The following is a 10,325-nucleotide window of genomic DNA, read 5'->3' on the forward strand; positions in this document are numbered from 1 at the left end:
CATCCCCCGCGGACAAATCCGTGGGAAAACATTGAAAGGGAACGACTTTCATCATGAACGAAATCATTCTTGCTCAGGCCGCTGACGAGTCCACCCTCAAGGGTCTCGGTGCTATCGGCTACGGCATCGCAACCATCGGCCCGGGTCTGGGCATCGGTATCCTCGTCGGCAAGACCGTCGAGGGCATGGCTCGCCAGCCGGAGATGGCTGGTCAGCTGCGTACCACCATGTTCCTGGGTATCGCCTTCGTTGAGGCCCTCGCCCTGATTGGCCTCGTTGCAGGCTTCCTGTTCTAAAGAGCGCTTTACACAAAGTAAATCGAACTTTAAGAACGGAGCCCCATGAACAACGTCATTTACTACCTTGCAGCAGAGGGAAGTGAGCACCTGCCGCTGGAGAGCGGTAACTCCATCCTTCTGCCCAAGATGTACGACTTGGTCTGGTCCCTCATTCCGTTCACCATCATCCTGCTTGTGTTCTGGAAGCTCGTTCTTCCGGCATACAACAAGATGCTGCAGGAGCGTGAAGACCGGATCGAAGGTGGCCTTAAGCGTGCGGAGGCTCAGCAGGCCGAAGCAAAGGCCGCTCTGGAAAAGTACAATGCTCAGCTCGCTGACGCTCGAGCAGAGGCTGCGGAGATTCGTGAGCAGGCGCGTGAGCGCGGCAAGCTGATCGAGGCAGAGGCTAAGGAAGCTGCAGAGGAAGAGTCTCGTCGCATCCTGACCGCCGGCGAGAAGCAGCTTGAAGCTTCCCGTGCACAGGTCGTGTCTGAGCTGCGTTCCGACATCGGGCAGAACTCCATCAACCTGGCAGAGAAGCTGCTCGGCGGCGAACTTTCGGACGCCACCAAGCAGTCCTCCACGATTGATAACTTCCTGTCCGAGCTCGACACTGTGGCACCGGCCGGAAAGTAGGCAACGATGAAGGCAGCTAGCCGCGAAGCACTCGCTACCACTGAGTCCAAGCTGGATGAGTTCCTCTCCAGCGACCGCTCGGTAGCGACTGCTACCCAGGCAGGCCAGGACCTCTTCGAGGTAGTCCGCGTCCTCGACGGCGACCGCGAACTGCGCGTCGCTCTGACCGACGACGCCGCCACCGCAGAGGAGCGCAAGTCCCTGGTCCAGACCCTTTTCGGCGGGAAGGTCACCCCGGTAGCACTCCAGGTGCTGCAGGAGGCCGCCGCCGCACAGTGGTCGAGCCCGCGTGATATCGCCCGTGGCCTCATCATCCTCGGCCGCCGCGCACTGCTGCGTGGCGCTGAGTTTGAGGGCAAGCTGGGCCAGGTAGAAGACGAGCTCTTCTCCCTGTCGCGCGTGCTTGACCGAGAAGGCGAACTGACCCAGCTGCTTTCAGACCGTACTGCTACGTCCGATCGTAAGGTCGGGCTGCTGGCAAGCGTGCTCTACGGCAAGGTCACGATGGTTACTGAGGCGCTCGCGCTGCAGGCCATTGGCCGCCCGGAGCAGAACCCGATTGATGATCTCGCCGGTTTGGCGGACACCGCAGCCAAGCTGCAGGGCCGTACCATCGCGCGCGTGACCACTGCGGGTGAGCTGAACGATAGCCAGCGGGCAGCACTCGCTGAAAAGCTGGGCAAAATTTATGGTCGTGCGATGTCCATCCACTCTGAGGTTGACACCAGCCTCCTCGGTGGTATGACCATCCGCGTCGGCGATGAAGTCATCGATGGCTCGACGGCAGGCAAGATCGCCCGCCTTCGCGCGCAGATGGCATAAGCCGAAACGACAGAAACGATTAAGTAATTGCTGGAAGATACTACCGAGAGCAGGAAGAACATGGCGGAGCTGACGATCTCCTCCGACGAGATCCGTAGCGCGATTGCGAACTACACCTCGAGCTACTCCGCGGAGGCCTCCCGTGAGGAGGTCGGCGTGGTCATTTCGGCAGCTGACGGTATTGCGCAGGTTTCGGGCCTGCCGTCCGTCATGGCGAATGAGCTGCTCGAGTTCCCGGGCGGCGTGATTGGCGTCGCACAGAACCTTGACACCAACTCCATCGGTGTCGTGGTCCTGGGCAACTTCGAGTCGCTGAAAGAAGGCGACGAGGTCAAGAGGACCGGCGAGGTTCTCTCCATCCCTGTGGGCGAGGAATTCCTCGGCCGCGTAATTAACCCCCTGGGCCAGCCGATTGACGGCATGGGCCCGATCACCGCTGAAGAGGACCGCGTCCTCGAGCTGCAGGCACCGTCCGTGCTGCAGCGTCAGCCGGTGGAAGAGCCGATGCAGACCGGCATCAAGGCTATTGACGCGATGACCCCGATTGGTCGCGGTCAGCGTCAGTTGATCATTGGTGACCGTAAGACGGGTAAGACGGCTGTCTGTATCGACACCATCCTGAACCAGAAGGCTAACTGGGAATCTGGCGACAAGAACAAGCAGGTTCGCTGCATCTACGTCGCCATCGGCCAGAAGGGCTCCACCATCGCTGGTGTGCGCCACACCCTGGAGCAGCACGGCGCTCTGGAGTACACCACCATCGTGGCTGCTCCGGCATCCGACGCCGCCGGCTTCAAGTGGCTGGCACCGTTCTCCGGTGCAGCTCTGGGTCAGCACTGGATGTACCAGGGCAACCACGTCCTGATCATTTACGATGATCTGACCAAGCAGGCTGAGGCCTACCGTGCGATTTCCCTTCTGCTGCGCCGTCCGCCGGGCCGCGAGGCTTACCCGGGCGACGTCTTCTACCTCCACTCCCGTCTGCTGGAGCGTGCTGCAAAGCTCTCCGACGACATGGGTGCAGGTTCCATGACCGCACTGCCGATCATTGAGACCAAGGCGAACGACGTCTCCGCCTTCATTCCGACCAACGTTATTTCTATTACCGACGGCCAGGTCTTCCTGGAGTCCGACCTGTTCAACCAGGGCGTCCGTCCGGCAATTAACGTCGGTGTGTCCGTCTCCCGTGTTGGTGGTGCTGCACAGACCAAGGGTATGAAGAAGGTTGCCGGTAACCTGCGTCTTGAGCTGGCTGCCTACCGTGACCTGCAGGCCTTCGCGGCCTTCGCATCCGACCTGGATCCGGCCTCCAAGGCTCAGCTGGAGCGCGGTGAGCGCCTCGTCGAGCTGCTCAAGCAGGCCGAGTCCTCCCCGCAGCCTGTCGAGTACCAGATGGTATCCATCTTCCTCGCAGACCAGGGCATCTTCGACGTCGTTCCCGTCGAGGACGTACGCCGCTTCGAGAAGGAGCTGCACGATCACCTCAACTCTGCAACCCCGCAGGTGTTCGAGCAGATCCAGGGCGGCACCGCTCTGACCGACGAGTCCAAGGATGCACTTGTTGCAGCAGCTAAGGACTTCACTCCGTCCTTCCGCACCACCGAGGGCCACAACCTCGGCACCGAGGCGCCGGTTGACCCGCTCGCCGCGGATGACGTGAACAAGACCGAGCTCAACGTCTCCCGCAAGACGGCCAAATAGAGTTTCGCACGCTCTAAGAATTAACCGTCTAGAAAAAGAAGGGAGGAGCGAACACCATGGCTAATCTTCGTGAACTGCGTGACCGTATCCGGTCCGTCAATTCCACCAAGAAGATCACCAAGGCACAGGAGCTCATTGCTACCTCGCGCATTACCAAGGCTCAGGCCAGGGTAGAAGCGGCGCAGCCTTATGCACGTGAACTGTCCAGCGTGCTCAACAAGCTGGCGGCGCACACGTCCCTGGATCACCCGATGCTCCGGGAACGCGAAGATGCCAAGGTAGCCGCCATTCTCGTGGTCTCTTCTGACCGCGGTATGTGCGGTGGCTACAACAACAACATCTTCAAGAAGGCGGCCGAGCTGGAAGCCCTGCTGAAGAGCGAGGGTTTCGAGACCGTCCGCTACGTCACCGGTAATAAGGGCGTTGGCTTCTACAAGTTCCGTGAGGCCGAGGTCGCTGGCAGCTGGACTGGATTCTCGCAGGATCCGACCTGGGAAAAGACGCACGATGTGCGCCGCCACATTATCGACGGCTTCGTTGCCGGTTCGAATGGCCAGGCCAAGACCCGCGAGGGTATTCACGTGGAGGGCGAGACCGTTCGCGGTTTCGACCAAGTACACGTTGTGTACACCGAGTTCGAGTCCATGCTGACCCAGACCGCGCGTGTGCAGCAGCTGCTGCCGGTGGTACCGGTTATCGAGGAAGAGGACTACAATCTGGGTGAGTCCGCGCTTTCCGACGCCGAGCCGAATAATCAGATCACTCCTGATTACGACTTCGAGCCGGATGCGGACACCCTGATGGAAGCGTTGCTTCCGCAGTACGTTTCTCGCCTCCTGTTTGCGATGTTCTTGGAGTCCTCGGCCTCCGAGTCCGCCGCACGCCGTACCGCAATGAAGTCTGCAACCGACAACGCTACCGAGCTGGTCAAGGACCTCTCGCGCGTGGCCAACCAGGCTCGTCAGGCGCAGATTACCCAAGAAATCACAGAGATCGTCGGTGGCGCTGGGGCGCTCGCCGAAAGCGCAGAAAGTGACTAGATTATGACTACAGCTCTGCAAGAGCAGAACACACAGTCGTCGGCTACCGCCGGCCGTGTGGTGCGTGTCATCGGTCCGGTCGTCGACGTGGAGTTTCCGCGTGGCGGGCTGCCGGCACTGTACAACGCACTGACCGTCGAGGTGACCCTCGAGGCTGTTGCAAAGACCGTCACCCTTGAGGTCGCTCAGCACCTCGGTGACAACCTCGTCCGTGCCGTGTCCATGGCTCCGACCGACGGCCTTGTCCGCGGTGCCGCAGTGACCGACACCGGCAAGCCGATTTCCGTCCCGGTGGGCGATGTGGTCAAGGGCCACGTCTTCAACGCCCTCGGTGACTGCCTTGACCAGCCGGGTCTGGGCCGCGACGGCGAGCAGTGGGGTATCCACCGCGAGCCGCCGGCATTCGACCAGCTGGAAGGTAAGACCGAGATCCTGGAGACCGGCATTAAGGTCATCGACCTGCTGACCCCGTACGTCAAGGGCGGCAAGATCGGCCTGTTCGGTGGTGCAGGTGTGGGTAAGACCGTTCTTATCCAGGAGATGATTACTCGTATCGCACGCGAGTTCTCCGGTACCTCCGTCTTCGCCGGCGTCGGCGAGCGCACCCGTGAGGGCACCGACCTCTTCCTCGAGATGGAAGAGATGGGCGTTCTCCAGGACACCGCGCTTGTCTTCGGCCAGATGGATGAGCCGCCAGGAGTCCGTATGCGCGTGGCTCTGTCCGGCCTGACCATGGCGGAGTACTTCCGCGATGTGCAGAACCAGGACGTGCTGCTGTTCATCGACAACATCTTCCGTTTCACCCAGGCCGGTTCTGAGGTCTCGACCCTGCTGGGCCGCATGCCTTCCGCCGTGGGTTACCAGCCGACTCTGGCTGATGAGATGGGTGTGCTGCAGGAGCGTATTACCTCCACCAAGGGTAAGTCCATTACCTCCCTGCAGGCCGTGTACGTGCCGGCCGATGACTACACCGACCCGGCTCCGGCGACCACCTTCGCCCACCTCGATGCCACTACCGAGTTGGACCGTGGTATTGCTTCGAAGGGTATTTACCCGGCAGTGAACCCGCTGACCTCTACCTCTCGTATTCTGGAGCCGTCCATCGTGGGAGAGCGCCACTACGAGGTGGCACAGCGTGTCATCGGTATTCTGCAGAAGAACAAGGAGCTCCAGGACATCATCGCCATCCTTGGTATGGACGAGCTGTCTGAGGAAGACAAGATCACCGTTCAGCGTGCTCGTCGTATCGAGCGCTTCCTGGGCCAGAACTTCTTCGTCGCAGAGAAGTTCACCGGCCTGCCGGGTTCCTACGTGCCGCTGGCCGATACCATCGACGCTTTCGAGCGCATCTGCAACGGCGAATTCGACCACTACCCGGAGCAGGCTTTCAACGGCCTGGGTGGCTTGGACGACGTCGAGGCTGCGTACAAGAAGCTGACCGAGAAGAAGTAGGGAGAGGCACATGGCTGACATCACCGCCGAATTGGTTTCGGTTGAGCGCCTGCTGTGGACCGGAAAGGCCACCATGGTGACGGCTGAGACCACCGAGGGTGAGATCGGCGTGCTTCCTGGACATGAGCCCATGGTTGGTCAGTTGATCGACAATGGTGTTGTGACCATCCACCCGGTGGACGGCGATCGTCTCGTCGCTGCCGTCCAGGGTGGCTTCCTCTCCGTGTCCGAGAACAAGATCACCGTCCTCGCTGATTGGTCCATCTGGGCCTCTGAGGTCGATGAAGCACAGGCACAGGAAGACCTGAAGTCTGAGCGCGAGCTGACGAGGTCTCGTGGCGACGCCGCGTTGCGCGCCGCCCGCCGCCTCAACAGCTAACGGATGAGCGGAGAGGGAAACGACGGGCAGCAATGACCGCCCTTCCCACTCTCACTTAGGAACCCCACAACCTCGATAAGAGGGGGTGGGGTTCTTTCGTGTTCTTGGGTAAGGACTAGCGTTGCTTCCGTCAACGGCGGTACAATCAATCCATCGTTTCGTACTCGCTGTGAAGGACATCATTCCATGAATTCTCAGGTGCTTCAGGGGCTAACAATTCTTTTAGGTCTGTGTGCACTGGTCGTTCTGGTTTTCCTCATCCTAGCGGCGGTGCGTTTTTTCACCGTGCGCTCCCGCGGCACGAGCATCCTTTTGCGCCAATTACCGTCGAAGGACTCTCATTCTTGGCGTCATGGTCTCGTGCGCTATGACGGCGGGTATATGGACTACTTCAAGCTCCGCTCCGTCATGCCGCGCGCCAACAAGCGCTTCAATCGCCTCGACATCGAATTGGGCAAGACTCGCCCGATGGATGGTGACGAGGCTTCTTTTATGCCCTCGGATCACCAAATCATCCAGCTTCGCATCAATGGTAGGGACTATGAGATTGCCTCGGATGCGCAGGGCATCATGGCCCTGAATGCGTGGGTCGAATCAGCCCCTTCGAAGCGCCAAGAAAAGTTGGACTACCACCAGATGCGCCAGCGAGCTACCCGTTTACCTAAGAAGTAGCGCTCAACGATAGGGTAGAGGACATGCGTCTTGTCATCGCCCAATGCTCCGTAGACTACGTCGGTCGCCTCGACGCCCACCTTCCGATGGCGGATCGGCTCATCCTTATCAAGGCCGATGGTTCGGTGTCCATCCATGCGGATGACCGCGCCTACAAGCCTCTGAACTGGATGACACCACCATGCACCTTTGAAGAGTCGGCGATTGAGGATATCGATGGCGAAGACACAGGAGAAAAGCTGTGGCTGGTAGAGAACCCGAAGGGTGAGCAGCTACGCATCACCATTGCTGAGATCCACCAGGACATCACTATGGAGCTGGGGGAAGATCCCGGCCTAGTCAAGGATGGCGTGGAAGCGCACCTGCAGGAGCTCTTGGCCGAGCATATTGAAACGTTGGGAGAGAAGTACTCGCTAGTGCGTCGCGAGTACCCCACGGCTATCGGGCCGGTGGACATCATGGCCAAGAATGCCAAGAACGAGTTTGTCGCCGTTGAGGTCAAGCGCCGCGGGGGCATTGATGGAGTCGAGCAGCTTTCGCGCTACCTCGAGTTGCTGAATCGCGATGACCTGCTAGCACCCGTGCATGGCGTCTTCGCCGCGCAGGAAATCAAGCCCCAAGCACGGACCTTGGCGGAGGACCGCGGCATCCGTTGCGTCGTCCTGGATTACCAGGAACTGCGCGGCATCGAATCCAACGAGCTGCGGTTGTTCTAGTGCCACGCCGCAATCGTAGAATCCGCGAAGAGCCGCGTTCATTGCCCCGCGATGGAAGTGCTTTCCTCGGATCGCAGACTGTACCTGGGCCGCGCTGGACTAATGGGGAGCCCTTCGTCATGAGGCACGTTGGCAGTGCCGCCGCGCAGAAGTATTACGTGTGCCCGGGGTGCAATCAGAACATCCCTCCCGGGGTGGCGCATATCGTGGCGTGGCCACGGGATACCGGTGGGCGCGGTGAGGACCGCCGCCACTGGCACCGGCACTGCTGGGACCGGCGGTAGGATAGCGGGCATGATTGTTGCCTTTTCCGTAGCCCCCACTGTTGTGGGTGATGAAAGCGCTGAAATGTCCGAGGCCGTGGCCGAAGCCGTGCGTGTTGTCCGGGCCTCCGGCCTGCCTAATGAGACCAACTCCATGTTCACCATCATTGAAGGTGAGTGGGACGAGGTCTTCGCGGTCATCAAGGAGGCCACCGATGCCGTACGCGCCGTGTCGCCGCGCACGAGCTTGGTGATTAAGGCCGATATCCGCGAAGGCGTGAGCGGGCAGATAACCCAAAAAGTAGATTCCGTTAACCGTTACCTGGAGGAGAACAAGTGACTGGACCGTACGTAGGAGGAGCCCTCGACCTGGGCGCCATCAAGCAGCAGGCGGAGGCCAAGGCGAAAGCACAGGAACAGGGCACTACTGGTGCCTCGGCAGGTGTGCAGCCCTTCTTCGAGGTCACCGAGCAGAACTTTGAGAATGACCTGGTGCGCCGCTCTGCGGAGGTACCCGTTATCGCCCTGATCGGCTCGCCGCGCTCGCCTGCCTCCGAGCAGCTCAAGAAGGACTTCGAGGAGATGGCGGCCGCCGGTGGCCTGAAGTTCATCGTGGGCTACATCAATGCCGATGTCGTTCCCCAGGTGGCGCAGGTCTTCGGCGTGCAGAATCTGCCGACCACTGTCGCCATCGCTGCAGGCCAGCCGGTCACCAATTTCGAGGGCGGGCAGCCACGTGAGAACTTGGAGCAGTGGGTTGCGGCGATCGTCGACAAGCTCGGCCCCCAGCTCAAGGGCTTGCCTGACCAAGATGTGGCGGGGGAGACCCCCGAGGAAGAAGCAGCGGATCCGCGCCTGAGCCTGGCTGAGGACGCACTCAACCGCGGCGATTTCGATTCCGCTATTGCTACCTACGAGGAGATCCTGGCTGCCGAGCCAGACAACGTGGAGATTAAGCAGGCCCGCGACACCACGCTATTACTCAAGCGCCTGGACCCGGCTAACCGCAGCGAGGATCCTATCGCTGCGGCGGATGCTGCCCCGGAGGACGTGTCCAAGCAGCTCGATGCCGCCGACGCGGAGGTGGTTGCCGGTGCTCCCGACCGCGCCTTCGAGCGCCTCATCGAGGCCATGAAGCGTACCGCCGGGGATGAGAAAGAACAGCTTAAGACCCGACTCTTGGAGCTTTTTGGGCTCTTTGATTCCGGTGATTCGCGCGTGCTCGCCGCACGCACGAAGCTGGCCAGCGCGTTGTACTAAGGAGGGCGTCGTAATAGGGCCCAGCTTGTGCTGGGCCCTAGAGCGGCCTTTCCGGACGATCGCGGGCTGAACCCTCAGGATGGCTCAGATGAGTCCTCTCCTGAGGTTCTTTTTGTGTTCAAGCAATTATGTGAAGCACCTCATGTTAAATTCGTTCTAGTGTTATGTAACACAATAATTGGTCGACTCTTTCAGGAGGACTCTCATGCGCAAGCTCCTCGGCGTCATCGGCGCCGCCTCTCTTGCTTTTACCCTGACCGCCTGCGGAAGCGATAGCTCCGATAGCGCCGGTGGTTCCAACTATGTCCGAGTTCTGGGCACCGAGCCGCAGCAGGGCCTGATCCCCGCAATGACGAATGAGAACGGCGGCGGACGCATCGTCGACATGCTGTATTCCGGGTTGGTGTACTACGACGCCGAGGGTAACGTGCACAACGAGATGGCGGAGTCCATCGACAAGGAAGGGGAGAAGACCTACAAGGTCACGCTCAAGCCCGACCTGAAATTTTCCGACGGTTCTGCCGTAACTGCGGATACCTTCGTCGATACGTGGAATTACGCGGTGGCCAACGAACAGCTCAACGAGAGCTTTTTCTCCTCCATCAAGGGCTACGGGGAAGGCGTCAAGGAGATGGAGGGCCTTAAGGTCATCGATGAGCGCACCTTCACTATCGAGCTCACCCAGCCGGAGAGCGACTTTCCGAGCCGCTTGGGCTACAACGCTTACTTCCCAGTCCCCGCAGCCGCACTGGAGGACCCGCAGGGCTTTGGCGAATCCCCAGTGTCGAACGGTCCCTACAAGATCAAGGAATGGAATCACAACCAGAACCTGATCATCGAGCCGAACCCAGAGTACAAGGGTGACCGTGCCGCGCAGAACGACGGCATCGAGTTCACCTTCTACGCTGATTCCAGCGCGGCCTACATGGACCTGTTGGCGAATAACCTCGATGTCCTCGAAGCCATCCCGTCCTCTGCCTTCGGAAGCTATGAACAGGACTTGGGGGACCGCCAAGAAACCAAGCCTGCTGCCACCTACCTGGAGATGTCCATCCACATGGAGACCCCGCACTTTAGTGGCTCTTCCGGTTTCGGGGTGCGTAGCG

13 protein-coding genes are annotated in these 10,325 nt (G+C 60.2%); all 13 read left to right on the top strand.

Going from position 1 to position 10,325, the window contains the following annotated elements:
- Positions 1-53: 53 nt before the first annotated feature.
- A complete protein-coding gene (locus HMPREF3147_RS01550) occupies positions 54-296 on the top strand; it encodes an ATP synthase F0 subunit C (protein ID WP_010187073.1) in 243 nt (80 codons plus the stop codon).
- Between the two features lie 45 nt (positions 297-341).
- Entirely contained in the window at positions 342-914 is a 573-nt protein-coding gene (locus tag HMPREF3147_RS01555) for a F0F1 ATP synthase subunit B (RefSeq protein ID WP_070443806.1), read from the top strand.
- Between the two features lie 6 nt (positions 915-920).
- Entirely contained in the window at positions 921-1,736 is an 816-nt protein-coding gene (locus HMPREF3147_RS01560) for a F0F1 ATP synthase subunit delta (protein ID WP_070443809.1), read from the top strand.
- Positions 1,737-1,796: 60 nt separating this feature from the next.
- The gene (atpA, locus tag HMPREF3147_RS01565; RefSeq protein ID WP_070443812.1) at positions 1,797-3,437 is read left to right on the top strand and encodes a F0F1 ATP synthase subunit alpha; all 1,641 of its coding nucleotides are present in this window, start codon (positions 1,797-1,799) and stop codon (positions 3,435-3,437) included.
- Positions 3,438-3,493: 56 nt separating this feature from the next.
- Positions 3,494-4,477 carry a F0F1 ATP synthase subunit gamma gene (locus HMPREF3147_RS01570; protein WP_070443815.1) on the top strand — a complete coding sequence of 328 codons (984 nt, stop codon included), beginning with the start codon at positions 3,494-3,496 and terminating at the stop codon, positions 4,475-4,477.
- Positions 4,478-4,480: 3 nt separating this feature from the next.
- On the top strand, positions 4,481-5,929 hold the full coding sequence (gene atpD, locus HMPREF3147_RS01575) for a F0F1 ATP synthase subunit beta (protein WP_010187062.1): 1,449 nt from the start codon (positions 4,481-4,483) through the stop codon (positions 5,927-5,929).
- A gap of 10 nt (positions 5,930-5,939) precedes the next feature.
- Complete coding sequence (locus HMPREF3147_RS01580; protein WP_070443818.1) at positions 5,940-6,308, top strand: F0F1 ATP synthase subunit epsilon; 369 nt, start codon at positions 5,940-5,942, stop codon at positions 6,306-6,308.
- 186 nt (positions 6,309-6,494) lie between these two features.
- Positions 6,495-6,980: a DUF2550 domain-containing protein gene (locus HMPREF3147_RS01585; RefSeq protein ID WP_070443821.1), complete on the top strand. Its 486-nt coding sequence runs from the start codon at positions 6,495-6,497 to the stop codon at positions 6,978-6,980.
- A 23-nt stretch (positions 6,981-7,003) separates the two neighbouring features.
- Entirely contained in the window at positions 7,004-7,696 is a 693-nt protein-coding gene (gene nucS / locus HMPREF3147_RS01590; RefSeq protein WP_070443823.1) for an endonuclease NucS, read from the top strand.
- A complete protein-coding gene (locus tag HMPREF3147_RS12950; protein ID WP_083276401.1) occupies positions 7,696-7,980 on the top strand; it encodes a hypothetical protein in 285 nt (94 codons plus the stop codon). The genes nucS and HMPREF3147_RS12950 overlap by 1 nt, the downstream gene beginning before the upstream one ends.
- A gap of 10 nt (positions 7,981-7,990) precedes the next feature.
- The gene (locus HMPREF3147_RS01595; protein ID WP_070443826.1) at positions 7,991-8,299 is read left to right on the top strand and encodes an MTH1187 family thiamine-binding protein; all 309 of its coding nucleotides are present in this window, start codon (positions 7,991-7,993) and stop codon (positions 8,297-8,299) included.
- Positions 8,296-9,219: a tetratricopeptide repeat protein gene (locus HMPREF3147_RS01600; protein ID WP_070443829.1), complete on the top strand. Its 924-nt coding sequence runs from the start codon at positions 8,296-8,298 to the stop codon at positions 9,217-9,219. The genes HMPREF3147_RS01595 and HMPREF3147_RS01600 overlap by 4 nt, the downstream gene beginning before the upstream one ends.
- A 205-nt stretch (positions 9,220-9,424) precedes the next feature.
- A partial coding sequence (locus HMPREF3147_RS01605) for a peptide ABC transporter substrate-binding protein (RefSeq protein ID WP_141740702.1) occupies positions 9,425-10,325 on the top strand: 901 nt, incomplete at its 3' end.

This window comes from Corynebacterium sp. HMSC05D03 (genome assembly GCF_001807205.1).
Classification (GTDB): Bacteria; Actinomycetota; Actinomycetes; order Mycobacteriales; family Mycobacteriaceae; genus Corynebacterium; species Corynebacterium aurimucosum.

Excerpts from the sequence above, each read along its gene's own strand:
- HMPREF3147_RS01550 (WP_010187073.1), top strand. The coding sequence starts at position 54 with ATGAACGAAATCATTCTTGCTCAGGCCGCTGACGAGTCCACCCTCAAG.
- HMPREF3147_RS01555 (WP_070443806.1), top strand. The coding sequence starts at position 342 with ATGAACAACGTCATTTACTACCTTGCAGCAGAGGGAAGTGAGCACCTG.
- HMPREF3147_RS01560 (WP_070443809.1), top strand. The coding sequence starts at position 921 with ATGAAGGCAGCTAGCCGCGAAGCACTCGCTACCACTGAGTCCAAGCTG.
- atpA (WP_070443812.1), top strand. The coding sequence starts at position 1,797 with ATGGCGGAGCTGACGATCTCCTCCGACGAGATCCGTAGCGCGATTGCG.
- HMPREF3147_RS01570 (WP_070443815.1), top strand. The coding sequence starts at position 3,494 with ATGGCTAATCTTCGTGAACTGCGTGACCGTATCCGGTCCGTCAATTCC.
- atpD (WP_010187062.1), top strand. The coding sequence starts at position 4,481 with ATGACTACAGCTCTGCAAGAGCAGAACACACAGTCGTCGGCTACCGCC.
- HMPREF3147_RS01580 (WP_070443818.1), top strand. The coding sequence starts at position 5,940 with ATGGCTGACATCACCGCCGAATTGGTTTCGGTTGAGCGCCTGCTGTGG.
- HMPREF3147_RS01585 (WP_070443821.1), top strand. The coding sequence starts at position 6,495 with ATGAATTCTCAGGTGCTTCAGGGGCTAACAATTCTTTTAGGTCTGTGT.
- nucS (WP_070443823.1), top strand. The coding sequence starts at position 7,004 with ATGCGTCTTGTCATCGCCCAATGCTCCGTAGACTACGTCGGTCGCCTC.
- HMPREF3147_RS01595 (WP_070443826.1), top strand. The coding sequence starts at position 7,991 with ATGATTGTTGCCTTTTCCGTAGCCCCCACTGTTGTGGGTGATGAAAGC.